The following is a 26,258-nucleotide window of genomic DNA, read 5'->3' on the forward strand; positions in this document are numbered from 1 at the left end:
GTCAGTGATAGAGAGGCCGGCCGGTTTCCAGCAGGGTCTTCAGGTCGCTGAGGATCTGGTTCCAGCCGCCGCCGGCCTCGGGGATCTGGCCTGCGCCCTGGGCCGCGGTCTGCGGCGCGCCGGTGACGTCATGGGTGACGGTCAGCTTGCACACGCCCGTTCCGTCCTGCTCGATCTCGTATGTGAGGCGGGTGAAGTCCTCTCCCATGAACAGCGCCCGCCAGGTCTGCACCAGCTTGCGAGGCGGGTCGGCCTCGACGACCTCGCCGTCGATCACGACGTCGGGAGCGCCGTGCTGCTTCATGGCCTCGCTGGCCCTGGCGCGGAAGGCGCCGCCGGGACGCAGGTCGTAGTCGACGGGCGACTGGTAGCCGAACTTCACCGTCCACTCGGGCTTGGTGATGGCGTCCCAGATGGCCTGCGGGGTTGCCTTGATGTAGACCTGGTAGACCTGGATGACCGCACTGTCGGCGGTGTCGGTCACGGATGACATGGCTTGTCGCTCCAGTTCCTTCTTAAGGTCGGCGAGGGCGGCCGCCGAGCGCTCGGTGTACTTGTCGATCCACCGGTCGTGGATCAACCGGATCGGCACGGGGTTGAGGAAGTGCAGCTTCTCTCGGCCCGATCGGCGTGTGATCACCAGTCCGGCGTCCTCCAGCATCCGCAGATGCTTGGCGACGCCGAACCTGGTCATCTCCACCTCGGCTTCCATCGCGCCCAGCGTCCGCCCGTCGCGGGCGAACAGCAGGTCGAGCAGGAAGCGGCGGGTCGGATCGGCGAGCGCCTTAAAAACAAGGTCATCGTCGCTCACCCCGCCAAAATATGTGACCATTTAGTCACATGTCAACAGGCAGGGTGTGCGGTTCCTCGTGAGCTTTGGGTAAGACCTGCGAGACATCGCCGCCCGGCTCGTCATCACCAGCGGCGCGAAAAGGGGCCGTCACCCTCGGCCGCGACGGTCATGCGCATGCTGCGCGACCACGACCAGCAGAGCGCGACCTGACGGGCCCGGCCCGTCAACGCATGGAGAACAGCCGAACGCGGGGACTACCGCAGGCGAATCGACTCGGCCGTGCGCGGTGGCAGTCGGGTTGCCCGCGCGCCTCATCTTCGTAATTGAACCGAGACCTCAATCTCACGTCCTCCATTTGCGCAGGTCAGACGTTACCTCGTTGGAAATTTCTTCATTGCTACCGGGACCCCCACTCCCGATGATCCGGTGACTCGGAGCGATCTCGGCCGGAGGCGCCGGCCCGCATCCGCACGGATGCGCGGCCGGCTCACCGCTGAGCTCAGCCGAAGCGGCTAACCGCCCAGCCGGATGATGCCGCGGGAGGCGGCGACCGTCACCGCGGCGGTGCGGTCGTCCACGCCGAGCTTGGCGAAGATGTGCAGCAGGTGGGTCTTGACCGTGGCCTCGCTGATGCACAGGTGGGCGGCGATGGCCTTGTTGCTCATCCCCTGGGCGACCGCGCCGAGGACCTCGACCTCCCGGCCGCTGAGCGCATCGGGGGCATCGGCCCGCGCCCACGACAACACTCGGGTCGCGATCGCCGGCGACAGGGCGCTCTCCCCTCGCGCCGCCGCCCGGATCGCGTCGAACAGCTGCTCACGGCCGGTGTCCTTGAGCAGGTAGCCGGTGGCTCCCGCGTCGATGGCGCGTGAGATGTCGCCATCGGTGTCGTAGGTGGTCAAGACGATCACCTTGGCGCCCGGGTCGTGTTCGCGGATCCGGGCGATCGCCGTCGCGCCGTCGATCTCGGGCAGCTGCAGGTCCATCAGGGTGACGTCGGGCCGCAGGTCGCGCGCCAGCCGCACCGCGTCCGCGCCGGAGACCGCTTCGCCGACCACCTCCAGATCGTCCTGGGTGCCCAGCATCGCCCGGATGCCGTCGCGGACCACCGGGTGGTCGTCGGCGATCAGGACCCGGACGGTCATCGCGCCCCGCTCAGCGTCATCACTGGAAGGCTGGCCGCCACCGTGGCACCCGCACCCGGGGCACTTTCCACGAGCAGCGTGCCGCCGAGCTGCTCCATCCTCTCCCGCATGATCGAAAGGCCGTGCCCGAAGACGGCCCGTCCGGGATCGAAACCGTCGCCATCGTCGTGGACGTCGAGCACGACCAGGTCCTCCATGTACGACAGGGTCAGCGTGACCTGCTCGGCGCGGGCATGGCGGCGAACGTTGGCGACCGCCTCCTGCGCCACGCGCAGCAACTCCGCCTGAACCTGGGCCTCGAGCGGCCGGAGCTTGCCGGTGATCACGGTGTGCGCGTGGATGCCGGTCTCGTCCGACAGCCGGCCGGACAGCCACCGCAGGGCCTCCGGCAGGCCGCACTCGTCGAGTCGGCCGGGACGCAGCGCTCTCACCACCCGGCGGCTCTCGGCCAGATTCTCCCGTGCCGCCCGCAGCGCCTGGCTCAGGTGCTTGTTGTCCGGCAGGGTCGCCTGGGCCGCCTCCAGCAACATCGCCACGCTGGCGAACCCCTGGGTCAGGCTGTCGTGGATGTCGCGGGCCAGCCGCTGCCGCTCGGCCGCCACGCCCGCCTGCCGTTCGGCCGCCGCCCGCGCCTCCTGCGCGACCTGCAGCCGGTCGAGGAGCCGCTTGCGCTCGGCGCTCTGCCGGGACACCGCGCCGAAGTACCCGACCGCGGTGGCCGCGCTGATCGCGATCAGCGCGGCGATGACGATCTCGGTCCAGGTGATCGTCCCGGTCGCGTGGAAACGATGCCACAGCCAGCCCCCGGCACACGACACCACCGCGACCAGCCCGACCCGCACGGCGTCCATGCAGTACGGCACGAGCACGCTCAGCACGACCACCAGGAAGGAGGAATCGATGGCGAACAGCCCCAGCCAGAGCAACCCGCCGCCGAGCGTGTACGGCACGGGCACGCCGTCGGAGGGCGGCGTGCGCAGCACGAACCACACCGCGTACCAGGCGGCCAGCCCGGCCACCAGCACGACCGGGAGCACCTGGCCCGCCTCCTTCAGGGGGCCGGCCGAGGTCAGCACCAGCCATGAGGCGAAGAAGGCGTGCTGCCACCGGCGCTGCGACCGCTCCCAGGACTCCACACCGCCGACGATAATCAACCACCCGTCCGTTCGGCATCAACCAGTCGACCGATCACGTAATCGGTGTTCCGCTCGATGCGGGCGCCGCCGTACCGGGACCAGACTCGACGGCGTGACCGCCATCCCGAGCCCGACCCAAGCCGTCTGGCACCTCGGCCCGCTCCCGATCCGCGCCTACTCCTTGCTGATGCTGCTCGCCGTCCTCGTCGGCATCTGGGTGACCCGGCGCCGCTGGGTCGCCCGCGGCGGCGAGCCCGGCGCGGTCGGGGACATCGCCACCTGGGCCGTGCCGTTCGGCCTGGTCGGTGCCCGGCTCTACCACGTGGCCACCGACTGGCAGCAGTACTTCGGCCCCGGCGACGACCCGCTGCGCGCGTTCGCGATCTGGGAGGGCGGGATCAGCATCTGGGGCGCCGTCGCGGGCGGCGCGGTGGGCGCGTGGCTGGCCTGCCGCCGGAGCGGCGTCGCGCTGCGCGACTTCGCCGACGCCGTCGCGCCCGGGATCGCGCTCGGGCAGGCGATCGCCCGCTGGGGCAACTGGTTCAACCAGGAGCTGTACGGCAGGCCGACGACCCTGCCCTGGGCGCTGGAGATCGACCCCGCCCATCGGCCACCCGGTATGGAATCCATCGCCACCTACCATCCGACCTTCCTCTACGAGTCGCTGTGGAACCTGGGCGTGGCCGGGTTCGTCATCTGGGCCGAACGGCGGTTCCGGCTCGACCGTGGCCGGACGTTCGCGCTCTACGTCGCCGCCTACACCGCCGGTCGCGCCTGGATCGAGTGGCTCCGCATCGACCCCACCCACCACATCCTCGGTCTGCGCCTCAACGACTGGACCGCCCTGCTCGTCTTCACGGCTGCGGTCACCTACCTCACCGTCACGCGAAAGGTCGCTCCGGCGGATCGACCGGGTGGCGAGCTTCCCCATGGACACGCGTGACGGGACGAGGTCGATCGGCACGACAACGGCGACGCACCGTTTCCCGACGGGTAGGTGGTCAACGCAGACCGAAGTGCGGCAGGCATGGCTGCAGGCCGTGAATCTCCACCGGGACCGGACCGGTGAAGCCGTCCCGATCGAGGCGCAGGCGCTGCTGAACGGCCCGCTGACCGCGCACCTGGTGCACCGACAGGCCGTCCGGCCGGTAGCCGAGCTTGCCGGAGACGGCCAGCGAAGCCGGGTTGTCCAGGAAGGCGCCGGACACCGCCGTCTGTGCGCCGAGCCCGGCGAAGGCCAGGTGCAGCGCGGCGGCACGCATCTCGGTGCCGAGCCCGTCGCCCTGATGGGCGCGGCCCAGCCACGAGCCGGTGTGTACCTCACGGGTGACCGGGAAGTCGGAGGCGGACATGTCCTGAATGCCGACCACGCGTCCCCTGTGAACGACGGCGAAGTTGCAGCACCAGCGCTCCGGCCGCCACCGCGAGATGACGCCGAGATGAAACCGGATGATATCCCCGGGTAGTTCGTCTGCGGGAGCGTCGGTCCAAGGGACGCCGAACGGCATCAGATCGGGGTCGTGGACACCCTCCAGGGCGCGGTCGGCCAGTTCGTCGAGATCGTCCAGCGAGGGGATCCGCAGTTCGAGCCGGGGAGTGATCAATCGCATGTTCAACAGAGGCCAGTGGCGCATACCTCCTGATTGTTCCGATCTTCCCCGGGGCGGTCATTCGCATTATCGGCATCGCGCACCCCGGAGACCAGATTTTGATCTACATTGTAAAGGCGGTGGCGCGGATGAAATGCCATCGGGGGAAAGCCGCCCCCTCATCGGTCGCGGCGGCACCGGCCGGGCACGGGGCGGGTCCGGCGGGAGATCTCACCTGAGGGTGGCCGCCAGGTGCTCGGCCAGGCCCTTGGAGGCGGCCTCGACCATCTCCAGCACCTCGGCGAAGCCCTCGCGCTCGCCGTAGTAGGGGTCGGGCACCTCGGCGCCCTCGGGCGCGGCGGGGTCGAAGGAGCGGAACAGGCGCACGTCCGCTCCGTCGGGGGCGAGGCGGCGCAGGGCGCCGAGGTTGTGGGCGTCCATGGCCAGCACCAGGTCGACCCGGTCGTACCAGTGGCGCAGGAACTGCCGGGCCCGGTGCTCCGAACCGTCGTAGCCGTGCTCGGAGAGCGTCTCGGCGGCCCGCGCGTCCATCGGGCCGCCCTGGTGCCAGCCGCCGGTGCCCGCGCTGTCGACCGTGACGAGGTCACCGAGACCGTGGTCGTCGAGGGTCTTCCTCAGCACGACCTCGGCCATGGGGGAGCGGCAGATGTTGCCCATGCACACCACGCATATGCGATAGCTCATGCCTACCAGGATGCCGCCTGCCTGGGGTGCGCCGGCCGGGTGAGGGGCGGGGCGGGGGTCTCGCCCCCGGCCCGGGGAAGCGGGCACGTCCCGGGACGCAGCAGGAGGCGCCGCACCACCTCGGGGACGATCGCGGCGCCCAGGTGCCGTCCCAGGCAGAGGTGCGGGCCGTGGCCGAAGTGCAGGCCGGTGTGGGAGGGCCGGTCGGCGCGGAAGGCGTCGGGCTCCGGCACGGCGTCCGCGTCGAACATCGCCGAGGCGACGCAGGCGAAGACCAGCGTGCCCGCCGGGACGAGCGTCGCGCGCGGGGTGCCCGCCGCCAGCATGTGGTCGGTCTCGCACAGGCGGAAGATCATCCGGTTGGGCGGGGCGAACCGCAGGGCCTCCCAGACGTGGGCGTCGAAGCGCGCCGGATCCGGCTCCGCCGCCGCGGCGACGGCCGCCCTCCGCGCGTCGTCCCGCGACAGGAGCTCCCCTACCGCTCCGGCCACGGCCTGCGCGGTGTTCTCCACCGACCCGACGAGCAGGCCGGCCATGTTGGCCAGCACGCGCCGGTCGCCGAAGGCGATCTCCTCCGGCGGCCGGCCGCGCAGCAGGCGGGTCAGCACGTCGTCGGGGACGGTCCCGCCGCAGTCGAGGCGGGCCCGCCGGTCGTCGATGAGGTCGTGGAGGCGGTCGCGGAGCCGGGCGCCGGCGTCCAGCGAGGCGGCGTGGACCGCGGGGTCGCCGTGCAGGTTCTTGAAGATGTCGCTCTGGGCCGCCCGCGACCACGAGGACATCTCGTCGAGCCCAATGCCCGCGAGCCCGAAGTATTCGCGGCAGACGCGCAGCTGGACGTGGCGGGCGAGCTCCGCGACCGCCTCGGCCCGCCCGCGGGGCCGGGCGCGCTCCAGTGCCTCGTCGGCGAAGGCGGCGGCCATGCGGCGGACCCGGGGCACGTCCTGGACGGGCAGCACGCTCTGCATGAGGCCTCGCTCCGCCCAGTGCAGCGGCGTGTCGTCCTGCGACAGCATGAAGCCGCCGCCCAGGAACGGGTCCACGCGCGGGGCGTAGAGCCGGACGGTGAAGACGCGCTCGTGCGACAGCACCTCGACGACGTCGGGAAAACGGGTCACCAGGGTGAGCAGCGGCGTGTGCATGATCGGCCGCCGCTCCCGCAGCTCGGCGAAGAACTCTCGCCACTCGGTGCGGATCCAGGAGACCACCAGGGCGGGCCGCCGGTCCTCCGCCGCCGACTCGTACCGGTCGAGAAACGACATCGATCCCCTTAGGTCGTCACCGGAATGCCGGGTCAAGTGGTAACACGCAGAGTAATACAGAGTCAACGTCGGGTAATCGACCGGAGTCGTGCGTGGCTCCGCCCCACTCCGGTCCGCCCTGGACCGGTCCGGATCGGACGCGCCCGGTTTCGCGAGCCTCCCGCGGTTTTCCGGGGGCGATGGAAGCGATCACGCGTGCGTGATGTTCGATGACTCCATAGGCATCGTCCATAACGTGGAGGTCCCCGTGGGAAAGCTCAGTGAAGACGCCAAGGAACTGCTCAGGCAGCCCATCCACGCCTGGGCGACCACCGTCAGGCCGGACGGCTCGTTGCACAGCACCGTCGTGTGGGTCGACGTCGACGGGGACGACGTCATCTTCAACACGGCCGTCGGCCGGGCCAAGGAACGCCACCTGCGCGAGGACCCGCGCGTGTCGGTGAGCGTCCTCGACCCCAAGGACGCCTACCGCCTGGTCAGCGTCTCGGGTACGGCCCGGCTGGAGCTGGAGGGCGCGGACGAGGTGATCGACCACCTGGCGAAGAAGTACATCGGGGCGGAGTCCTATCCCTTCCGGACCCCGGATGAGCGGCGCATCACCGTGAGGGTCACGCCCGACGACGTCATCTTCAACCCGGGAGGCTGAGCGGTGGAGGCGAGTGGAGAGGGCCGGCCCGCGCCCATCCGTCACGTCGGCGACCCGGTGCTGCACCGGTCCTGCGAGCCGGTCACCCGTTTCGACGAGAACCTGGCCACGCTGGTGCACGACATGTTCGCCGGCATGTACGCCGCCGACGGCGTGGGGCTCGCGGCCAACCAGATCGGGGTGCCCCTGCGCGTGTTCGTCTACGACTGCCCGGACGACACCGAGGAGTACCGCAAGGGCGTCGTGGTCAACCCGGTCCTGGTGCTGCCCGAGGCCGCCGAGCGCACCCTGGCGGACTACGACGAGGGGTGCCTTTCGGTGCCGGGACAGCGGGCGTCGCTCGCCAGGCCCGACCGGGCGGTCGTGCACGGCTTCGACGTCACCGGCGCGCCCCTGACGGTCGAGGGCACCGGGTTGCTGGCCCGGTGCCTGCAGCACGAGACGGACCACCTCGACGGCCGCCTCTACATCGACCGGCTCCCGGCGGAGCGGCGTGAGGAGGTCCTGCGGGCCTACGAGGAGGAGCGCGACCGGCCCGTCGTGGACGGCTGACCGGCACCGGCCGAGGGCGACGGGCCGGGCGGCGCCGCTCCGACCGGAGCGGCGCCGCCCGGCCTCGGTCCGGTCCGGCAGGGGCGACCGCGGGGCCTGACCGGCGGCCGGGTCCGGTGGCGGGCGCGGCCCGGGGCTACCATGTCGCCCGGCAAACGGTATCGGGGAAGGGTCGGCTGTTGAAGGATCTCGGGGAGGAACTCCGCGCGTTCTGGCGGGAGCGTCACCTGTGCACGATGACCACCGTGCGCGCCGACGGCACGCCGCACGTCATCCCGGTGGGGGTGACGCTGGACGCCGAGGCGGGGATCGCCAGGGTGATCACCTCGGGTGGCTCGCACAAGGTCCGCCACGTGCTCGCGGCGGGGGACGAGGGCGCGGCCGTCGCGGTCTGCCAGGTGGACGGGCGCCGCTGGTCGACCCTGGAGGGGCGCGCGGTGATCCGTACCGACCCCGGGTCGGTCGCCGACGCCGAGCGCCGCTACGCCGAGCGCTACCGCGCGCCGCGGGAGAACCCCGCCCGCGTCGTGGTCGAGATCCGCATCACCCGGGTGCTGGGCAATGTCTGACCCCGCCGCCCCCGGCGTCGCCTCCGCCGTCGGCGCCTTCGATCCCGTCGTCACCGTCGTCGGGATCGGGGACGACGGCTGGGCCGGTCTCTCCGAGGCGGCGCGGCGTGAGCTGCGCGCCGCCGAGGTCCTGATGGGCGGCGCCCGGCAGCTGGGCCTCGTCCCGGAAACCGGCGCCGAACCCGGCGCCGAGCGTGTCGTCTGGCCCTCGCCGCTGCTGCCGGCCCTGCCCGCGCTGATCGCCTCCCACCGGGGACGCAGGGTGTGCGTGCTGGCCAGCGGCGACCCCATGTTCCACGGCATCGGCACGACCCTGGTGCGGCTGCTCGGCGCGGACCGGGTCCGGGTCCTGCCGCACCCGTCGTCGGTCTCGCTGGCCTGCGCCAGGCTCGGGTGGGCGGCCGACCGCGTCGAGGTGGTCAGCCTCGTGGCGCGCCCCGCCGAGGTGCTGCACCCGGTCGTCCACGACGGCCGCCGCGTGCTGGTCCTCAGCGCCGACGGCCGCACCCCGGCCCGGGTCGCCGGGCTGCTCGCCGCCCGAGGCTACGGCGCGAGCCCGATGACGGTCCTGGAACGGCTCGGCGGCGCAGGGGAGCGCGCGGTCTCCGGTACGGCCGCCACCTGGTCGCTGCCCGCCACCCACGACCTCAACGTCGTCGCCGTGGAGTGCCGCGCCGACGCCGGGACCGTTCCGCTGCCCCGGCTGCCCGGCCTGCCCGACGAGGCGTTCGAGCACGACGGCCAGCTCACCAAGAGCGAGGTGCGCGCGGTCACCCTGTCCCGGCTGGCGCCCGTCCCCGGGCAGCTGCTGTGGGACGTGGGCGCGGGGGCGGGCAGCATCGGCATCGAGTGGATGCGCGCGCACCCGGACAACCGGGCCGTCGCGGTGGAGTCCCACCCGGGCAGGGCGGCCGCGGTCGCCCGCAACGCCGCGGCGCTGGGCGTTCCCGGCCTCGGCGTGGTGACCGGCGCCGCGCCCGCCGCGCTCGCCGGGCTGGAGCCGCCCGACGCCGTCTTCGTCGGCGGCGGGGTGACCGTTCCCGGGATGGTGGAGACGTGCTGGGAGGCGCTGCGGCCGGGCGGCAGGCTGGTGGCCAACGCGGTGACCGTCGAGTCCGAGGCGGTCCTGGCCCACTGGCACGGCAGGCTCGGCGGCGGCATGGTCCGGCTCGCGGTCAGCAGGGCCGCCCCGGTCGGCGGGTTCACCGGCTGGCGGCCCATGATGCCCGTCACGATCTGGACCGCGGTCAAGCCGCCCGTCCCGGAGGAGAAACGATGACGGTACGTTTCGTCGGGGCCGGGCCGGGCGCCGCGGACCTCGTGACCGTGCGGGGCCAGCGGGCGATCGCGTCCGCGCCGGTGTGCCTGTACGCCGGGTCGCTGGTCCCGGCCGAGCTGCTGGAGTCGTGCCCGCCGGGCGCGCGGCTGGTCGACACCGCCAGGATGGCCCTGGAGGAGATCGTCGCGGAGATGGTCGCCGCCCACGGGGCCGGGCACGACGTGGCCAGGCTGCACTCCGGCGACCCGTCGGTGTTCAGCGCGATGGCCGAGCAGATGCGCAGGCTGGACGCCGAGGGGGTGCCGTACGAGGTGATCCCGGGCGTGCCCGCCTTCGCCGCCGCCGCGGCGTCGCTGCGGCGCGAGCTCACCGTGCCGGGGGTGGGGCAGACGGTCGTGCTGACCCGCACCTCGGTGCGCGCCACCCCCATGCCCGAGGGCGAGGACCTCGGCACGCTCGGCCGCAGCCGGGCCACGATGGTCCTGCACCTGGCGGTGCAGCGTATCGAGGCCGTCGCGGCGGAGCTCGTCCCCAACTACGGCGCCGACTGCCCGGTGGCCGTGGTGGCGAGGGCCAGCCGCGACGACGAGGTGATCCTGCGCGGCACCCTGGCCGACATCGCCGGACAGGTCCGCGACGCGGGGATCCTCCGTACCGCGGTGATCGTCGTGGGCCGCGTGCTGACCGCCTCGGAGTTTCCCGACAGCCACCTGTACTCGGCCGCCCGCTGCCGTGACTGAGCAGCCCGTGTTCCGAGGTGACGGCGTGCCGAACACGCTGAACGTGCTGATCCTGGGCGGCACCGACGAGGCCAGGCGGCTGGCCGCCGCGCTCGCCGGGCGCGCGGGGACGCGCGTGGTGTCCTCGCTGGCGGGCCGGGTCCGCGACCCGAGGCTGCCGGTGGGGGAGGTGCGCGAGGGCGGTTTCGGCGGCCCCGGCGGGCTCGCGGCGTGGCTGGCGGAGCACGGCGTCCACGTCGTCGTGGACGCCACGCACCCGTTCGCGGCCAGGATGACCGCCTCGGCGGTCGAGGCGGCGCGCCGGACGGGCCTGCCGCTGCTGATCCTGCGGCGTCCCGGCTGGCGGGAGGCTCCCGGCGACGACTGGCGCTGGGTGCCCTCCCTGGAGGCCGCCGCCGAGCTGCTGCCCTCGCTGGGGGAGCGGGTGTTCCTCACCACGGGACGCCGCAGCCTGCCGGTCTTCGCCGGCCTCGACGGCCAGTGGTTCCTGGCCCGCTCGGTGGACATGCCGGGACCGGTCGTCCCGCGGCGCCTGGAGGTGCTGCTCAGCCGGGGACCGTTCACGGTGGACGGCGAGCTGGCCCTGATGCGCGAGCACCGGGTGGAGGTGCTGGTCACCAAGGACAGCGGTGGCGAGATGACCACCGCGAAGCTGCTCGCCGCCCGCGAGCTGGGCCTGCCGGTCGTGATCGTGCGCCGCCCGCCCTCGCCCGAGGGGGTGACCTCGGTGGGGACCGTCGAGGCCGCGCTCGCCTGGCTGGAGACCGCGGCCGGCGGCCCTGGTCGAGCTGGTCGGTGAGCTCTCGACGCGGAGCGAGGTCTTCCGGCAGCGCTGGGCCTCCCACGACGTGCAGTTCCACCGCACCGGCCGGAAGCGGCTGCCCGCCCGCCGGGTGACCCCGCAGGGCGGATTTGCCGACAGCGGACCCGGACGTGGGACGCCGTTCAACCGGCCTCGACCGGCCGTGGGTAGGTCCGCCGACGACCGACAACGACGGAAGGCCCTCTCATGCGAGCAACTTTGATCTACGGTGCCGGTGACGTGCGCGTGGAGGACGTGCCCGACCCGGTGCTGCGGGAGCCCACCGACGCCCTGGTACGCGTGCTGCGCTCGTGCGTCTGCGGCAGCGACCTGTGGCCGTACAAGTCCCGGCCGGCCACCGAGCGGGGCGAGCGCATCGGGCACGAGTTCCTGGGCGTCGTGGAGGACGTCGGCGCGGACGTGCCGGGGCTGCGGCGCGGCGACGTCGTGGTGGCGCCGTTCGTCTGGTCGGACAACACCTGTGACTTCTGCCGTGAGGGCCTGCAGACCTCCTGCCGGCACGGCGGCCAGTGGGCCGCCGACGGCGTGGACGGCGGCCAGGGCGAGGCGGTCCGCGTCCCGCAGGCCCAGGGAACCCTGGTCAAGCTGCCCGTCGGCGAGGACAGCGCGCTGCTGCCGTCCCTGCTCACCCTGTCGGACGTCCTGCCCACCGGCCACCACTGCGCGGTCACCGCCGGGGTCGGCCCGGGCACGTCGGTGACGGTCATCGGCGACGGCGCGGTCGGGCTGATGGCGGTGCTGTCGGCCCGCCGGCTCGGCGCCGAGCGGATCATCCTGATGGGCGGCCACAAGGATCGCACCGAGCTGGGGCGCGACTTCGGCGCCACCGACATCGTCGCCGAACGCGACCAGGAGGGCGTCGAGCGGGTACGGGAGTCGACCGGCGGCGACGGCACCCACACGGTGCTGGAGTGCGTCGGCACCGAGCGGGCCATGGCGACGGCGTTCGCCGTGGTCCGCGACGGCGGCACGGTCAGCCGGGTGGGTGCTCCCCAGTACGAGAAGGTGCCGATGGGCTTCGGTGAGTTCATGCGCAACCTCACCCTGACCGGCGGTGTCGCGCCGGCCCGCGCCTACATCGAGGAACTGCTGCCCGAGATCCTGGACGGCGCCCTGGAGCCCGGCCGCGTGTTCGACCGCACCGTCGCCCTGGAGCAGGTGCCCGACGGTTACCGCGCGATGAACGACCGCACCGCGCTGAAGGTCCTCATCCAGCCCTGATCAGGAAGGAGGCGTCCGTGACGGCCGCCCGGACCGGCGACGAACCCGACACCGTCGGCGGCGACGACGCCGAGCCCGTCCGCCGGCGTGAGTCTCACCGGCACCCCGTCCCGCTCCGGACTCAGGGCGTTCCCGATGTCATGGAGATCTCCCAGAAGTCGGCATAGCGGCCGCCGCGGCGCAGCAGGTCGTCGTGGCCGCCCTCCTCCACGATCCGGCCACCGTCCAGGAAGACGACGCGATCGGCGCGCCGGACGGTCCGCATCCGATGCGCCACCATCACCACCGTCCGGCCCGCCATCAGGCGCTCGATGCCTTCGTGGACGGCCGTCTCGTTGACCGGGTCCAGGGCTGAGGTGACCTCGTCCAGCAGCACGATGGGCGCGTTCTTCAGCAGCGCCCGCGCGATCGAGACACGCTGGCGTTCACCGCCCGACAGCAGTGCGCCGCCCTCGCCGACGTTCGCCGCCCACCCGCCGGGCAGCCGCTCGATCACCTCGTCCAGCCGCGCCGCGGTCGCCGCCTCCCGTACCTCGGCCTCGCCGGCGTCGGGACGGCCGAGACGCACGTTCTCCTCGATCGTGCCGTCGAAGAGATAGACGTCCTGGAAGACGATGGCGATCCGCGCCATCAACACCTCGGTGTCGATCGCGCGCACGTCCACACCCCCCACGCGCACCGCGCCCCTGTCCACGTCGTGGAAACGCGCGAGCAACTGCAGCAGGGTGCTCTTGCCCGCGCCCGACGGCCCGACGACGGCGAGCCGCTGTCCCTGCGGTACGGACAGCGACACCCCGTCGATCACCGTGTGGCCGCCGTGCCGGAAGGTGACGGAGTCGAACTCCAGGTCATGTCGTCGCGGCTGGATCGGCTCGCGCGGTTCCGGCAGGGGCTCGGTGCGCAACACCGCGTCGAGTCTGGCCAGCTCGGAACGTGCGCCGCGCAGCTGGCCACCGATGTCGGCCAGCGACAGCAGCGGATCGGCGCAGCGGGCGGCGAGCACCAGGACGGCCAGCACCTCCGCCGCGCCGATGCTCCCGCCGAGCGCGAGGTAGGCGCCCAGGACCAGCAGGACGGTGAACACCGCCTGCACGGTGAGCGTCAAGCCCACGGCGCCGGGCAGCGTCGCCAGCACGGTACGGCGGGACGCGCGCTGGACCTCTCGCAGCGAGTCGTCGAGCAACCGGAAGCGTTCGGCGCTCCGGCCGCCGGCTCGCAGCACCGGCTGGGCCTGGAGGTATTCGATGACCCGCCCGGTGGCCTCGTGGTCGCGTTCCGCGCGCTCGGCATCGGTGGCGGCCGTCGACCGTGCCGTCCAGATCTGGATCGCCGCCACGATCGGGGCGGCGGCCAGCGCGGCCAGCCCCATCTGCCAGTTGAAGGCGAGCATCACGACAATGATCGTCAGGGGGGTCACGGCGGCGGAGATGGACGGTGCCAGCAGATGCGCGATCGCGCTCATCGCCTGCAGGACGCCGCGGCCGGCCAGGACGGACAGCTCGCCGACCCGGCCGGCGCCGTACCAGCCGATGGGCAGGCGGGCCAGGTGATCGCCGAGCCGGTGGTACATGCCGCGCAACATCGTGGTCCCGACGCGGAAACCGGATAAATCGCTGTAGTAGCGCAGTGCCGCGTAGGTCGCGACCGCGGCCCCGAACGCGATCAGCCAGGGCCGGGCGTCCCCGGGCGTGCCCCCGAACAGGGCCCGCAGCACGGGAACCAGCAGCGCGTAGGACAGGCCCTCGGCTATCGCGGTCGTCGTCATCAGGGCCACGGTGCGACGTACCGGGCGGGCGTACCGGTGCCCCAGCACGCGCAGCAGCATTCGAATCATCGAGGCTGGTCTCCTTGCGGTATGCCACGGCGGGTTTCGGTCTCGCCGGCGCTCGCGGACGGGTGGGATTGCCAGAACGCGGCGAACTTTCCGTTCTGTGCCAGTAGGTCGGCTGGCCTGCCGCGTTCGACGATCACCCCGTTCTCCAGGACCACGACGGTGTCGGCGCCGGCGACCGTCTCCAGACGGTGGGCGATGACCAGGATCGTCCGCTCGCCCGCCGGCGTCACCAGGGCGTCGCGCACCGCCTGTTCGGTCCGCGGGTCGGCGAAGGCGGTCGCCTCGTCGAGCACCAGGACGGGCGTGTCGGCGAGCAGCGCGCGTGCGATCGAGATCCGCTGCGCCTCGCCACCCGACAGCGTGACGTCCTCACCGATCACCGACTCGTATCCGCGCGGCAGCGCGAGAATCCGATCATGAATGTTCGCCAGCCGGGCGGCGCGCACCACGTCGTCGCGGCCGGCCCGCGGCACGGCCAGCGCGATGTTGTCCGCGACCGACGCGCGCAGCAGCCGAACGTCCTGGAAGACGAAGGAGACCATCCGGTGGAGCTCCCCGCCGAGCTCGCGCAGATCGACACCGCCCAGGACGACCGAACCGTGGGTCGGGTCGAAGAACCGGGGCAGCAGCTGGACCAGCGTGGACTTCCCGCTTCCCGACGGTCCCACGATCGCGGTGACCGTCCCCGGTTCGAGCACCAGGTCGATCCCGCGCAGCACCTCGTGGCCGGTTTCGTAACCGAACCGGACGTCACGCAGTTCCACCCGGTGTCCCCGTGGCGCGACCGGGTGCGCGGGCTCGGGCAGCGACCGCACCGCGAGCACGTCCCGGATCCGGCCGGCCGCGCGCCGGGCGGCCTGCAGGTCGTCGAAACCGTGGCCGAGAGCCGCCACCGGAGCGGTGAGGCCCAGTCCCAGCAGCAGGAAGGGAAGCAGGTCCGCCGGGGCCATGGAACCGGTGGTGATCAGAGCCGTACCGCCGGTCAGCACGACCAGCAGCACGAACGGCGGCGACAGTGCCACCTGCATCCCCGCACCGAGCGCGGAGAGACCGCGCACCATCCGGTGGAAGACGCGGGCGAAATCGTCCGCGGCCGCGCGGAATTCACGGTGTGCGCGCTCGCCCCCGCCGAACGCCTTGATCACCGAGATGCCCTGGACGAACTCGACGACGGAGCTCGCGATCCGTTCCATGGCGGCGTCGAACGCCTTCTGCTCGCGCAGCCGGGCCGGGGTCATCATCAGCGGGACCAGCGCCACCGCCAGCGCCACCGGGATCAGCGTGATCAGCGTGAGCCGCCAGTCGACGGTGAGCAGGTAGACCAGTGACACCAGCGGCACCACGAACGCGGAGACGAGCTCGCCGGGGGCGTGGGCGATGAGCGGATGCATGGCACTCACGTCCCGCCCCACCACCTTCGCCAGCTCGCCGGTCCGGCGCCGGGAGAGCCAGCCGATCGGTACGCGCCCCAGCCGCATGGCCAGTCGCCGGCGGAACGACAGTTGCACGTGGTCGTCGAGGACGTGCCCGATGCCGGATGACGCGGCCGTGAACAGCAGCCGGACGAAGAAGCCGATCGCACCCGCGATCACGACGAGCCGGACATGACCGTGATCGATCGGGCCTGGCGACAACAGGGCACGGCCCAGCTCGACGACCGCCAGCAGCGGCGCCAGACCCGCGACAGCGCCGATGACCTGCAGGATGACGACGGCGGCGAAACCCCAGCGGTAAGGGCGCAGCAGCCTCGCCAGGCTCTGCCCGGCCGCGGGATCGGCCTCCGGTGGTGGTGCGGACCGCTCCCTCGCCTCGGCGACGGCGGTGGCGTTCATCGCTCTCCCCTCCTCGTCGGTCTCGTCGTGACCGAGCACGTGACCGAGCACGTGACCGAGCACGTGACCGGGCCGGCGGTGGCCGGCCGGGTCGTCCGCGCCGGCCTCACCCGGCCAGGGCGCGGCGCAGGGCCGCGGCGAGTTCGGCGATCTGCCGTTGCGACACCTCGGCGGACAGGATCGCGTGCGACCCGTGGAAGGTGCCGGGCCACTGGTGCAGCTCGACCGACACGCCCGCCTTCAGCAGGCGCAGCGCGTAGTCGATGTCCTCGTCGCGGTTCGGACAGAGCTCCGCGGTGGCGATGTAGGCGGGTGGCAGGCCGGACAGATCGGTGGCCCGCGCCGGGGTGGCGTAGGGCGATGCGGGCGCGGAGCCCAGATAGTGCCGCCAGGCCGCGGTGACCGTGTCGCGGTTCATCCAGGGCGTGTCGGTGAAGTGCCGCGCCGACCACGTCTCCTGCCGGTCGTCGAGCCCCGGCTGGTTGAGCAGCTGGAAGCGGATCCGCGGCCCTCGCTGGTCACGCGCCCGCAACGCCACCCCGGCCGCGAGCCCCGCGCCGGCGCTGTGACCCCCGACCGCGATCAGCTCCGGGTCGATGCCGAGCTCGGCCGCGTGCTCGGCCGCCCAGGTCAGCACGGCGTAGGTGTCGTCCAGGGCGGCGGGGAACGGATGCTCGGGGGCGAGGCGGTAGCCCACCGAGATCACCACCACGCCGGAGGCGTCCGCGAGCCGGGTGGCCCACGGGTGCTCGGTGTCCACGTCACCCATGACGAATCCACCGCCGTGCATCCAGATGACGGCGCCCCGCGCCCGGTGCGGGCGATAGATCCGCACCGTCACCTCCGGGTCGGCGGGCACCGTACGGTCCTCGATCTCCATGTCCGCGACGGCGGGTGCCGGTATCGCGGTGGCCAGCTCGGCGAAGTTCTTGCGTTCGGTGACCGGGTCGGTCAGGTCTGCCTTCGGGATGAGCGGGATGAATGCTTCCAGTTCGGGATCCATGACCACGATGCTCGCAGTCGGTGCCCCGGACATCATCCGCCACTCGTCGGGCATTCCATCCCCGGCGCGCGACGATCGCCGCATATCCTTCGGGCATGGAGGCATTGGCCGCACGGCTGTCGCGGTTGGACTCGGAGGCCGGGGGCGCGCTCCGCGTCGTGATGTTCTACGACACGCTGATGCGCCGACGGGTCGACCTTCCGGCGCTCGCGCGGGCCTCGGCGGGCCTGGCCGAGTGCGTGGCCGGGGTGCGGCTGCACGGCACCGGGCGGGCGATCCGCATGTCGCCCGACGGCGGTGAGGCGTCCGCCACGGCGCCACCCTCGTCCACCACGATGCCGATCCTCCTCGACGGGGAGGAGATCGGCACGGTGTGGCTGGAACGCCCGGGCCCGCCCGGCCCGCTCGACGAGCTGCTGCTGGACCGGCTCGCCATCGCCGCCACGGCGGTCGTCGAGAGGTACGGCCCTGCTCGCACCACCATGGCCGATCCCGCGCTCGTCGAACTGGTGATCAGTTCCGGCAGCGACGAGGCGGCCAGGGCCCGGGCCCTGCGACTGCTGGGCTTCGCCGCCGACCTGCCGATCCGCGTCATCGCCGTACGGTCGCGGCGTCCGCTCGACCAGGTCGGCGGCCTGATCTGCCCGGCCCGCCCGGTGAAGGCGGCACCGGTCGCCGACGTGGGCGTCATCCTGGCCACCACCCTGGACCCGGCCCGCTTCCCGGCAGGCGTACAGGCGGGCATCGGCGCCGCGGAGAGCCCCGACCGCTCCTGGCGGGAGGCCCGCACCGCCCTCCGCTTCACCACCCCGCGCCGGCCGGTCGTCCACCACGACGACCTGGGCGTGCTGGCGCTGCTCGCGCAGGTCCCCCAGGACACCGCGCGAGACAACGCCGACGTGGCCGCGATCGCCCGGATGGCCGGCACCCCGGAGGACCTGGACACCCTGGACGCCTACTGCGCCACCGGCTCCCTGCGCCGGGCCGCGGACCTTCTCCACCTGCACCACAGCAGCGTCTCCCGCCGCCTCGAACAGATCGGGAAGACCCTGGGCGTCGAGCTCACCGAGCCCACCGGGCTGATACGGGCCAGGCTCGCCCTCACCGTGTGGCGGCTCCTCGACGACTGAGGAGGAGCCGCCTCGCCGTCCCGGGCACCGCCGGCGGTGGCCCGCCGTGCGCGGGGCGCGCCGGGTGGGGCCGCGCCGTGCCGGATCGGTCCGCCGGAGGCCACGCCGCCTCCGGCCCGGCGCGTCAGGCGGGGTAGCGGCGGGGGGTGAACACCACCCGGCCGCCGTCACCCCGCTCGGCCACCCGCGTGGTGGACGAGCCCACCAGCAGCAGGCAGCGCATGTCGATCGCGTCGGGGTCCAGGTCGCCGAGAGTGGTGACGGTCATGCTCTCCCGGGGCCCGCCGACGTCGCGGCCGACGACCACGGGGGTCTCCGGCGCCCGGTGCTCCAGCAGCAGGTCCCGCGCGGCGGCCACCTGCCAGGTACGGCTCTTCGACGCCGGGTTGTATATCGCCAGGACGAGGTCGGCCTTCGCGGCGGCGCTGATCCGTTCGGCGACCACCTCCCAGGGCTTGAGCAGGTCCGACAGCGACAGCACGCAGTAGTCGTGGCCGAGGGGCGCACCGGCCCTGCTCGCCACCGCGTGCGCCGCGGTCAGGCCGGGCAGCACCCGTACCGGCACGTCCGCGAACCTCGGTTCGCACGCCACCTCCAGCACCGCGCTGGCCATCGCGAACACCCCGGGGTCGCCCGAGGACACCACGGCCACCCTCGATCCGGCCGCGGCCAGCTCCAGCGCGTGCGCGGCCCGTTCGGCCTCGACCCGGTTGTCGGTGGGGTGGCGGCGCTGGCGCGGGTTGGGCGGGACGCGGTCCAGGTAGGGGCCGTACCCGACGAGCTCGTCGACCCCGGCCAGCGCCTCCTGCGCCTCCGGCGTCAGCCACGGCCGCCCGGCGGGGCCGAGCCCCACCACGACCACCTCGCCGCGCGCCCTCACCTCGCCCGCGCTCCCGGTTCCGGTGGCGGGCGCGGGGCTCGCCGCGTTGACGGGGCTCGGGATCAGCGCCAGCGAGAAGTACGGGACGCTGCCCGGGTCGACCTCGGCGAGGGGGGCGAGGCGCTGCTGCCCGGTGGTGGCGCGCTCGACGTACCAGGCCTCGTCGAGACGCCCGGCCTGGGCCAGCGCGTCGCGGACCTTGGTGAAGGTACGGCCGAGCTTCAGCACGGCCGCCGAGTCGGTGGCCGCCAGGCGCTCGGCGAGCACCTCGGCCGGGAGCGTTCCCGGCAGCACGGTCAGGACCTCGTCCCGCTCGACCAGCGGGCGCCCCAGGACCGCCGAGGCGCCGCTCACGGACGTCACGCCCGGCACGACCTCGGTGACGTAGCGGTGCGACAGGCGCTTGTGCATGTGCATGTACGAGCCGTAGAAGAGCGGGTCGCCCTCGCACAGCACCACCACGTCGCGCCCGGCGTCCAGATGGGCCGCCAGCCGTACCGCGCAGGCGGCGTAGAAGTCGTCGATCGCCCCCTGGTAGCCGCCGGGGTGGTCGGTGGTCTCGGTGGTGAGCGGGTAGATGAGCGCCTCCTCGACCTGTCCCTCCCGCAGGTAGGGGGCGGCCACCGAGCGGGCGATGCTCCGGCCGTGGCGGGCGCTGTGGAAGGCGATCACATCCGCCTCGCCGATCAGGCGGGCGGCCTTGACGGTCACCAGTTCGGGGTCGCCGGGTCCGAGCCCCACGCCCCACAGCCGTCCGGTCACGCGTCCGGTCACGTCGTCGCTCACTCTTCCTCGCTCGCCATCGCGTTGACCGCGGCGGCGGTCATCGCGCTTCCGCCCCGCCGCCCGTCCACGACCAGGTACTCCAGGTTCGCCGGGTGCTCGGCGAGGGCCTGCTTGGACTCGGCGGCACCGATGAAACCGACCGGGACGCCGAGTACGGCGGCCGGGCGGCCCGCGCCCTCCTCGACCATCTCCAGCAGCCGGAACAGCGCGGTCGGCGCGTTGCCGATCGCGACCACCGAGCCCTGGAGCCTGTCGCGCCACAGCTCCAGCGCGGCGGCGCTGCGGGTGGTGCCCAGTTCCGCGGCGAGTTCCGGCACCCGGGGGTCGCCGAGGGTGCAGATCACCTCGTTGCCCGCGGGCAGGCGCCGCCGGGTCACCCCGGAGGCGACCATCATGGCGTCGCAGAGCACCGGCGCGCCCGCGCGCAGCGCCTCGCGCGCCGAGGCCACCACGCCGGGTGACCAGCGCAGGTCGCTCACCAGGTCGACCATCCCGCAGGCGTGGATCATGCGGACCGCGACCCGGGCGACGTCGGCGGGCAGGCCGGACAGGTCGGCTTCCGCGCGGATGGTGGCGAAGGAGCGGCGGTAGATCTCCGCGCCGTCGCGGACGTAGTCGATCACAGTTCCCCTCTGGCGGCCGCCAGCGCGGCCGCGGTCTCCTCGATGCCGGAGCAGGTCAGATCGGTGCCGTCCAGCTCCAGGCGGTAGCCGTCACCGGTGGCGACCACATCCGCGACCCGCCCCCTCGGACGGCCGCAGCGCCTGCCGCAGCCCGCCCAGTGCACGGGGAGCGTATCGGTGCCCGGCCCGTTCCCGGACGGCGGGGCCACGGACGGCCCGCTCCCGAACCGCTCCCTTCCGGGCGGCACGGCCGGGGGTGGTGCGACCGCGGGCGGCGGGACGGCGGGCGGCGAGGTCGTGCCGACGGCTACGGCGGTGGCTGTGCCGACGGCTACGGCGGTGGCTGTGCTGACGGCTATGGCGGCGGCCGCGTCGGCCTGGACGTCGGCCAGGGACTTGGCGCAGCCGGGGCGGCCGGTGCAGGCCGTCACGCCGATCCACGGCGAGGCGGGGTCGACGACCAGCCCGGCGGCCTCCAGACGGGCGGCCGTGCCCGCGACCTCGGCGCGGTCCAGGCCGGGCAGGACCACGCCACGCCATGGCGTGAGCCGGATCTCCCCGCCCGAGGCGGCGTCCGCGAGCAGCAGTGCCAGCGCGGAGGTCAGCCGCCCCAGCGGGATCGCCACCCCGAGCGCGACCCGCGCGTCCCCGTCTCCGGTGCCGCTCGCGGGATCCGTCCCTCCTCCGGCGCCGGTTCCGCTCCTCGTCCCGTCCGTGCTCCCGAGGACCCCGACCGGCCCGAGGGTCACGACCCGCGGTCTCACCGGGTCGAAGGGTGTCGTGCCGGGAACCCCGAGGGCGGTTCGCACGCGGGCGGCGATCAGGGAGGGACCGCCGGGGAGTTCGGCGATCCGCCAGGCGGTGACGTCCCGGGTGGCCAGCTCGTCGAGGAACGCCTCGGCGGCGGCGAGCAGGGCGGTCACGGCTCCGGCCGGCGGGACGCGCAGGCCGGTGTCGGTCCCGGCGAGGATCAGCGCGGCCTCGTCCGGCCCCGTGAGCAGGATCCCGGCGTCCGCGCCCAGACCGGCCACGTCCCCCCGGCCGTCGTCGAGGGCGAACATGAACCGCCCCGGCAGGGCGGCGAGGGCGGGGCGGGCGCACAACCGCCGGTCCAGCTCGCCGATCAGCGGTGTGACGTCGGCGATGCCGCCGCCGCGCGGATAGTGCGGACGATCCGAGATACCCGTGCTGTCTGGAGTGTCCGCACCGCTCGATCTGTTCGGCCCGCTCGGCCCGGCCGGCCCGCTCGGCTCGGTGGGTCCGTCCAGTCCGGTCAGCGGGGAGGCGAGGATGTTGCGGATCCGCTCGTGCGTCGCCGAGGGCAGCAGGCCCGCCCTCGCCATCCGCGTGGCGAACCCGTCCCCCGTACCGCTGTCCGGATCCTCCGGGCCGAGGCCGCGCACCTGGACGTTCGCGCGGGAGGTCAGCTCGATGACGCCGCCGCCGTACGCCGCGGCGGCCTCGGCGAGTTCGCGCAGCTGGAAGGGGGTGAGACGGCCTCCGGGCACGCGGACGCGGGCCAGGCCGCCGTCCGCGGCGGCATGGACCTGAAGCGCACCGGGACATGCGTCGAGTCGCGATCGTCCGGAAAAGTCGGCAATGGACACTCGAAGGATGCTAACGCCAGTTTCTTGCAACGAACCGGACTGCCGTAGTGTCATCGGTGGCGACGGCAAAGGGAGGAAGCCGGTGTGAATCCGGCGCGGTCCCGCCACTGTAACCGGGGAGCGAACCCCACCCGGGCCACTGTCCGACGACGGGCGGGAAGGCCGGGGTGAGCACCGATCCGGGAGCCAGGAGACTCCAGCCGTCGCGGCCGACGACGACCCGGGGCGAGGACCCCGAGGGAGGAAGCTCCGTGCGCTCTTCGCCGTTCCCCCGCGACACCGTGGCATCGCCGTTCCCCCGCCACACCGCGCGCTTCTCACGGTTCCCCCGCCACATCGTGGCGCCGTTCCCCCGCCACGCCGTGGCGCCCCTGGGCCGTACCGCCCTTCCTCTCCCGGAGTGTGGCGCGTGATCCTCCTGCTCTCGACCTCCGACACCGACCTGCTGAGCGCTCGCGCGAGCGGCGCCGGCTACCGGCTCGGCAACCCCGCCCGGCTCGCCGCCGCAGACCTCCCGCCGTTGCTGGAGGGCGCCGACCTGGTCGTGGTACGCCTGCTGGGCGGGCGCCGCGCCTGGGAGGAGGGGCTGGACGCCCTGCTCGCCGGCCCCCGGCCCGTCGTCGTGCTCGGTGGCGAGCAGGCGCCCGACGCCGAGCTGATGGAGCTGTCCACGGTGCCCGGTGGGGTCTGCGCCGAGGCGCACGCCTACCTCGCCCACGGCGGCCCGGCCAACCTGACCGAGCTGCACCGTTTCCTGTCCGACACGCTGCTGCTCACCGGCCACGGGTTCGCCGCGCCCGAGCCCACCCCCACCTGGGGGACGCTGGAGCGCGAGGCGCGCGACCAGGACGGTCCCGTCGTCGGAGTGCTCTACTACCGGGCCCACCACGTGGCCGGCAACACGGCCTTCGTCGAGGCGCTCTGCTCGGCGATCGAGGACGCGGGCGCGCGGGCGCTGCCGGTGTACTGCGCCTCCCTGCGCACCGCCGAGCCCGGCCTGGTGGAGGTCCTGCGCGCGGTGGACGCCCTGGTGGTGACCGTGCTCGCCGCGGGCGGGACCCGCCCGGCGACCGCGTCGGCGGGCGGGGACGACGAGGCCTGGGACGTCGGCGCGCTCGCCGAGCTGGACGTGCCGATCCTGCAGGGCCTGTGCCTGACGAGCAGCCGGGCCTCCTGGGAGGAGAACGACGACGGCCTGTCCCCGCTGGACGCCGCCACCCAGGTCGCGATCCCCGAGTTCGACGGGCGGATCATCACGGTGCCGTTCTCCTTCAAGGAGATCGACGAGGACGGGCTCACCGTCTACGTGGCCGACCCCGAGCGGGCCTCGCGGGTGGCGGGCATCGCGGTGCGCCACGCCGCGCTGCGGCACATCCCGCCCGCCGAGCGGCGGCTGGTGCTGATGCTGTCGGCCTACCCCACCAAGCACGCCCGCATCGGCAACGCCGTCGGCCTGGACACCCCGGCCAGCCTGGTGCGGCTGCTGGCCGCGCTCGCGCGGCGCGGTTACGACATCGGCGCCGAGGACGAGCTGCCCGGGGTGACCGGGCAGGACGGCGACGCGCTCATCCACGCGCTGATCGCCGCGGGCGGGCAGGACCAGGACTGGCTCACCGAGGAGCAGCTCGCCGGAAACCCGGTGCGCATCGCGGCGAGCCGGTACGCCGAGTGGTACGCCACCCTCCCGGCGGACCTGCGCGCCCGGATGGAGGAACACTGGGGCCCGGCGCCCGGCGAGCTGTTCGTGGACAGGTCGCGCGACCCGGAGGGCGAGATCGTGCTGGCCGCGCTGCGCTCCGGCAACGTGGTGGTCATGGTGCAGCCGCCGCGCGGCTTCGGCGAGAACCCCATCGCGATCTACCACGACCCCGACCTGCCGCCCAGCCACCACTACCTGGCCGCCTACCGCTGGCTGGCCGACGGCTTCGGCGCGCACGCCGTGGTCCACGTGGGCAAGCACGGCAACCTGGAGTGGCTGCCCGGCAAGTCGGCGGGCCTGTCGGCCTCCTGCGGCCCGGACGCCGCGCTCGGCGACCTGCCGCTCATCTACCCGTTCCTCGTCAACGACCCCGGCGAGGGCACCCAGGCCAAGCGCCGCGCGCACGCCACCCTGGTCGACCACCTCGTCCCGCCGATGGCCCGCGCCGACAGCTACGGGGACATGGCCAGGCTGGAGCAGCTCCTCGACGAGCACGCCTCCATCGCGGCGATGGACCCGGCCAAGCTGCCCGCGATCCGCGCCCAGATCTGGACGCTGATCCAGGCCGCCAGGCTCGACCACGACCTCGGCGTCGCCGACCGCCCGCACGACGCCGAGTTCGACGACTTCCTGCTGCACATCGACGGCTGGCTGTGCGAGGTCAAGGACGTCCAGATCCGCGACGGCCTGCACGTGCTCGGGGCCGCCCCCGAGGGGCGGCCGCGCGTCGACCTGGTGCTGGCCATGCTCCGCGCCCGGCAGATGTGGGCGGGCGGCGAGGCGCTCGTCGGGCTGCGCGAGGCCCTCGGCCTGGCCGAGGACGGCAGCGCCGGACGGATCGGCGTCGACGAGGCCGAGACCCTGGCCCGCGCCCTGGTCGAGGCCATGGAGCACCGCGGCTGGGACCCGTCGGCGGCGGGGGAGGTGACCGCCGAGGTCCTGGGCCGGGCGGACGCCCCGGCAGGAGGCGCCGGTTCGACCGGCACGCACGACGCGACCGGCCGGAGCGGCGCGCCCGGCGCCGGGGGAGCGGCCGTCGCGCGCGGAGCGGATCCCGGGACGGTGGAGAGGATCCTGCGGTTCGCCGCCGTCGAGGTCGTGCCCCGGCTGGCGCGTACCACCGACGAGATCGACGCGATCCTGCACGCCCTCGACGGCGGTTACGTCCCGGCCGGGCCGAGCGGGTCGCCGCTGCGCGGGCTGATCAACGTGCTCCCCACCGGCCGCAACTTCTACTCGGTCGATCCCAAGGCGGTGCCGAGCAGGCTGGCGTGGGAGACCGGCCAGGCGATGGCCGACTCCCTGCTGGAGCGCTACCGCGCCGACACCGGTGACTGGCCGCGCTCGGTCGGGCTGTCGGTCTGGGGCACGAGTGCCATGCGCACCGCCGGGGACGACGTCGCCGAGGTGCTGGCGCTGCTCGGCGTGCGGCCGGTCTGGGACGAGGCCTCGCGCCGCGTCACCGGCCTGGAGCCGATCCCGGCCACCGAGCTGGGCCGCCCGCGCGTGGACGTCACCATCAGGATCAGCGGCTTCTTCCGCGACGCCTTCCCGCACGTCGTGGCGATGCTGGACGACGCCGTACGGCTGGCGGCCGGGCTGGAGGAGCCCGAGGAGCTCAACTACGTGCGGGCGCACGTGCTCGCCGACCAGGCCGAGCACGGCGACGAGCGCAGGGCCACCATGCGGATCTTCGGCTCCCGGCCGGGGGCCTACGGGGCCGGGCTGCTGCCGCTGATCGACAGCCGCAACTGGCGCGACGACGCCGACCTGGCCGAGGTGTACGCGGTCTGGGGCGGCTTCGCCTACGGCCGGGGCGTCGACGGCGTTCCCGCCAGGCGGGACATGGAGACGGCCTACCGCAGGATCGCCGTGGCGGCCAAGAACGTCGACACCCGCGAGCACGACATCGCCGACTCCGACGACTACTTCCAGTACCACGGAGGCATGATCGCCACCGTCCGGGCGCTCACCGGCAAGGCCCCGGCCGCCTACATCGGCGACAGCACCAGGCCGGACGCGGTCCGCACCAGGACGCTCTCCGAGGAGACGTCCAGGATCTTCCGCGCCAGGGTGGTCAACCCCCGCTGGCTGGCCGCGATGCGCAGGCACGGCTACAAGGGCGCCTTCGAGCTGGCCGCCACCGTCGACTACCTGTTCGGCTACGACGCCACCACCGGCGTCGTCGCCGACTGGATGTACGACAAGCTGGCCGCGACCTACGTGCTGGACCCGGAGAACCAGGCGTTCATGGCCCGGTCCAACCCGTGGGCGCTGCACGGGATCGCCGAGCGGTTGCTGGAGGCGGCCGGCCGGGGCATGTGGGAGCACCCCGACCCCGCCATCCTGCGCGACCTCCAGGAGGTCTACCTCAAGTCCGAGGGAGACCTGGAGGGCGGCGCCTGAC

At 73.5% G+C, this 26,258-nt stretch carries 23 protein-coding genes and 1 riboswitch; of the genes, 11 read left to right on the forward strand and 12 right to left on the reverse strand.

Annotation, left to right across the window (positions count from 1 at the left end; all coding sequences use genetic code 11):
* Position 1 precedes the first annotated feature (1 nt).
* From ACVCAG_RS11360 to ACVCAG_RS11370, 3 genes are all read right to left on the reverse strand, one after another.
* Positions 2-811 carry an SRPBCC domain-containing protein gene (locus ACVCAG_RS11360; RefSeq protein ID WP_440083293.1) on the reverse strand — a complete coding sequence of 270 codons (810 nt, stop codon included), beginning with the start codon at positions 809-811 and terminating at the stop codon, positions 2-4.
* A gap of 494 nt (positions 812-1,305) precedes the next feature.
* Positions 1,306-1,938, reverse strand: a complete 633-nt coding sequence (locus tag ACVCAG_RS11365) for a response regulator (protein WP_440083294.1) — start codon at positions 1,936-1,938, stop codon at positions 1,306-1,308.
* The gene (locus tag ACVCAG_RS11370) at positions 1,935-3,074 is read right to left on the reverse strand and encodes a histidine kinase (RefSeq protein ID WP_440083295.1); all 1,140 of its coding nucleotides are present in this window, start codon (positions 3,072-3,074) and stop codon (positions 1,935-1,937) included. Before ACVCAG_RS11370 ends, ACVCAG_RS11365 begins: the two co-directional genes overlap by 4 nt.
* 112 nt (positions 3,075-3,186) lie before the next feature.
* On the opposite strand from ACVCAG_RS11370, the gene lgt reads away from it, so the two are divergent.
* Positions 3,187-4,017: a prolipoprotein diacylglyceryl transferase gene (gene lgt / locus ACVCAG_RS11375; RefSeq protein WP_440083296.1), complete on the forward strand. Its 831-nt coding sequence runs from the start codon at positions 3,187-3,189 to the stop codon at positions 4,015-4,017.
* Between the two features lie 58 nt (positions 4,018-4,075).
* Here lgt and ACVCAG_RS11380 read toward each other — a convergent pair whose 3' ends face one another.
* The 3 genes from ACVCAG_RS11380 to ACVCAG_RS11390 all read right to left on the reverse strand — a co-directional run bounded on the left by ACVCAG_RS11380 (position 4,076) and on the right by ACVCAG_RS11390 (position 6,627).
* On the reverse strand, positions 4,076-4,684 hold the full coding sequence (locus ACVCAG_RS11380) for a GNAT family N-acetyltransferase (RefSeq protein WP_447189810.1): 609 nt from the start codon (positions 4,682-4,684) through the stop codon (positions 4,076-4,078).
* Positions 4,685-4,894: 210 nt separating this feature from the next.
* Positions 4,895-5,368, reverse strand: a complete 474-nt coding sequence (locus ACVCAG_RS11385; protein ID WP_440083298.1) for an arsenate reductase/protein-tyrosine-phosphatase family protein — start codon at positions 5,366-5,368, stop codon at positions 4,895-4,897.
* Positions 5,369-5,370: 2 nt separating this feature from the next.
* Positions 5,371-6,627: a cytochrome P450 gene (locus tag ACVCAG_RS11390; protein ID WP_447189811.1), complete on the reverse strand. Its 1,257-nt coding sequence runs from the start codon at positions 6,625-6,627 to the stop codon at positions 5,371-5,373.
* Between the two features lie 247 nt (positions 6,628-6,874).
* On the opposite strand from ACVCAG_RS11390, the gene ACVCAG_RS11395 reads away from it, so the two are divergent.
* The 8 genes from ACVCAG_RS11395 to ACVCAG_RS11430 all read left to right on the forward strand — a co-directional run bounded on the left by ACVCAG_RS11395 (position 6,875) and on the right by ACVCAG_RS11430 (position 12,457).
* Complete coding sequence (locus ACVCAG_RS11395) at positions 6,875-7,273, forward strand: TIGR03618 family F420-dependent PPOX class oxidoreductase (RefSeq protein ID WP_440083300.1); 399 nt, start codon at positions 6,875-6,877, stop codon at positions 7,271-7,273.
* Between the two features lie 3 nt (positions 7,274-7,276).
* The gene (gene def / locus ACVCAG_RS11400) at positions 7,277-7,825 is read left to right on the forward strand and encodes a peptide deformylase (RefSeq protein WP_440083301.1); all 549 of its coding nucleotides are present in this window, start codon (positions 7,277-7,279) and stop codon (positions 7,823-7,825) included.
* A gap of 179 nt (positions 7,826-8,004) precedes the next feature.
* Positions 8,005-8,394 carry a TIGR03618 family F420-dependent PPOX class oxidoreductase gene (locus tag ACVCAG_RS11405; protein ID WP_440070865.1) on the forward strand — a complete coding sequence of 130 codons (390 nt, stop codon included), beginning with the start codon at positions 8,005-8,007 and terminating at the stop codon, positions 8,392-8,394.
* Positions 8,387-9,673, forward strand: coding sequence for a precorrin-6y C5,15-methyltransferase (decarboxylating) subunit CbiE (gene cbiE, locus ACVCAG_RS11410; protein ID WP_440083303.1), 1,287 nt, complete (start codon positions 8,387-8,389; stop codon positions 9,671-9,673). Before ACVCAG_RS11405 ends, cbiE begins: the two co-directional genes overlap by 8 nt.
* Entirely contained in the window at positions 9,670-10,413 is a 744-nt protein-coding gene (cobM, locus tag ACVCAG_RS11415; RefSeq protein ID WP_440105004.1) for a precorrin-4 C(11)-methyltransferase, read from the forward strand. The genes cbiE and cobM overlap by 4 nt, the downstream gene beginning before the upstream one ends.
* Before the next feature lie 25 nt (positions 10,414-10,438).
* Positions 10,439-11,212, forward strand: a complete 774-nt coding sequence (locus ACVCAG_RS11420; RefSeq protein ID WP_440083305.1) for a cobalt-precorrin-6A reductase — start codon at positions 10,439-10,441, stop codon at positions 11,210-11,212.
* On the forward strand, positions 11,202-11,438 hold the full coding sequence (locus ACVCAG_RS11425) for an MmyB family transcriptional regulator (RefSeq protein ID WP_447189835.1): 237 nt from the start codon (positions 11,202-11,204) through the stop codon (positions 11,436-11,438). The genes ACVCAG_RS11420 and ACVCAG_RS11425 overlap by 11 nt, the downstream gene beginning before the upstream one ends.
* Positions 11,423-12,457, forward strand: a complete 1,035-nt coding sequence (locus tag ACVCAG_RS11430) for a zinc-dependent alcohol dehydrogenase family protein (protein WP_440083306.1) — start codon at positions 11,423-11,425, stop codon at positions 12,455-12,457. Before ACVCAG_RS11425 ends, ACVCAG_RS11430 begins: the two co-directional genes overlap by 16 nt.
* Positions 12,458-12,578: 121 nt before the next feature.
* On the opposite strand, the gene ACVCAG_RS11435 is transcribed toward ACVCAG_RS11430, so the two are convergent.
* The 3 genes from ACVCAG_RS11435 to ACVCAG_RS11445 form a co-directional block, all read right to left on the reverse strand.
* A complete protein-coding gene (locus ACVCAG_RS11435; RefSeq protein ID WP_447189812.1) occupies positions 12,579-14,291 on the reverse strand; it encodes an ABC transporter ATP-binding protein in 1,713 nt (570 codons plus the stop codon).
* On the reverse strand, positions 14,288-16,123 hold the full coding sequence (locus ACVCAG_RS11440; protein ID WP_447189813.1) for an ABC transporter ATP-binding protein: 1,836 nt from the start codon (positions 16,121-16,123) through the stop codon (positions 14,288-14,290). Before ACVCAG_RS11440 ends, ACVCAG_RS11435 begins: the two co-directional genes overlap by 4 nt.
* A 106-nt stretch (positions 16,124-16,229) precedes the next feature.
* Complete coding sequence (locus tag ACVCAG_RS11445; RefSeq protein ID WP_440083309.1) at positions 16,230-17,126, reverse strand: alpha/beta hydrolase fold domain-containing protein; 897 nt, start codon at positions 17,124-17,126, stop codon at positions 16,230-16,232.
* Between the two features lie 95 nt (positions 17,127-17,221).
* Between ACVCAG_RS11445 and ACVCAG_RS11450 the strand changes: the two genes are divergently transcribed.
* Positions 17,222-18,256, forward strand: a complete 1,035-nt coding sequence (locus ACVCAG_RS11450; protein WP_440083310.1) for a helix-turn-helix domain-containing protein — start codon at positions 17,222-17,224, stop codon at positions 18,254-18,256.
* A 124-nt stretch (positions 18,257-18,380) separates the two neighbouring features.
* On the opposite strand, the gene ACVCAG_RS11455 is transcribed toward ACVCAG_RS11450, so the two are convergent.
* The 3 genes from ACVCAG_RS11455 to ACVCAG_RS11465 are packed head-to-tail and all read right to left on the reverse strand — an operon-like array spanning position 18,381 to position 22,152.
* Positions 18,381-19,898: a precorrin-2 C(20)-methyltransferase gene (locus ACVCAG_RS11455; RefSeq protein ID WP_440083491.1), complete on the reverse strand. Its 1,518-nt coding sequence runs from the start codon at positions 19,896-19,898 to the stop codon at positions 18,381-18,383.
* A 20-nt stretch (positions 19,899-19,918) separates the two neighbouring features.
* Complete coding sequence (locus ACVCAG_RS11460; RefSeq protein WP_440083311.1) at positions 19,919-20,545, reverse strand: precorrin-8X methylmutase; 627 nt, start codon at positions 20,543-20,545, stop codon at positions 19,919-19,921.
* The gene (locus tag ACVCAG_RS11465; protein ID WP_440083312.1) at positions 20,542-22,152 is read right to left on the reverse strand and encodes a precorrin-3B synthase; all 1,611 of its coding nucleotides are present in this window, start codon (positions 22,150-22,152) and stop codon (positions 20,542-20,544) included. The genes ACVCAG_RS11460 and ACVCAG_RS11465 overlap by 4 nt, the downstream gene beginning before the upstream one ends.
* 46 nt (positions 22,153-22,198) lie before the next feature.
* Positions 22,199-22,371, forward strand: a riboswitch (cobalamin riboswitch).
* A 190-nt stretch (positions 22,372-22,561) separates the two neighbouring features.
* Between ACVCAG_RS11465 and cobN the strand changes: the two genes are divergently transcribed.
* Entirely contained in the window at positions 22,562-26,257 is a 3,696-nt protein-coding gene (gene cobN, locus ACVCAG_RS11470) for a cobaltochelatase subunit CobN (protein WP_447189814.1), read from the forward strand.
* Position 26,258: the final 1 nt, after the last annotated feature.

This window comes from Streptosporangium sp. G12 (assembly GCF_052983175.1).

What these genes read in the sequence shown, in the direction of transcription:
- cobM (WP_440105004.1), top strand. Translation starts at nt 9,670, where the DNA reads ATGACGGTACGTTTCGTCGGGGCCGGGCCGGGCGCCGCGGACCTCGTG.
- ACVCAG_RS11380 (WP_447189810.1), bottom strand. Translation starts at nt 4,684, where the DNA reads ATGCGATTGATCACTCCCCGGCTCGAACTGCGGATCCCCTCGCTGGAC.
- ACVCAG_RS11450 (WP_440083310.1), top strand. Translation starts at nt 17,222, where the DNA reads ATGGAGGCATTGGCCGCACGGCTGTCGCGGTTGGACTCGGAGGCCGGG.
- ACVCAG_RS11435 (WP_447189812.1), bottom strand. Translation starts at nt 14,291, where the DNA reads ATGATTCGAATGCTGCTGCGCGTGCTGGGGCACCGGTACGCCCGCCCG.
- ACVCAG_RS11365 (WP_440083294.1), bottom strand. Translation starts at nt 1,938, where the DNA reads ATGACCGTCCGGGTCCTGATCGCCGACGACCACCCGGTGGTCCGCGAC.
- ACVCAG_RS11430 (WP_440083306.1), top strand. Translation starts at nt 11,423, where the DNA reads ATGCGAGCAACTTTGATCTACGGTGCCGGTGACGTGCGCGTGGAGGAC.
- cbiE (WP_440083303.1), top strand. Translation starts at nt 8,387, where the DNA reads ATGTCTGACCCCGCCGCCCCCGGCGTCGCCTCCGCCGTCGGCGCCTTC.
- ACVCAG_RS11440 (WP_447189813.1), bottom strand. Translation starts at nt 16,123, where the DNA reads ATGAACGCCACCGCCGTCGCCGAGGCGAGGGAGCGGTCCGCACCACCA.
- ACVCAG_RS11445 (WP_440083309.1), bottom strand. Translation starts at nt 17,126, where the DNA reads ATGGATCCCGAACTGGAAGCATTCATCCCGCTCATCCCGAAGGCAGAC.
- ACVCAG_RS11385 (WP_440083298.1), bottom strand. Translation starts at nt 5,368, where the DNA reads ATGAGCTATCGCATATGCGTGGTGTGCATGGGCAACATCTGCCGCTCC.
- ACVCAG_RS11390 (WP_447189811.1), bottom strand. Translation starts at nt 6,627, where the DNA reads ATGTCGTTTCTCGACCGGTACGAGTCGGCGGCGGAGGACCGGCGGCCC.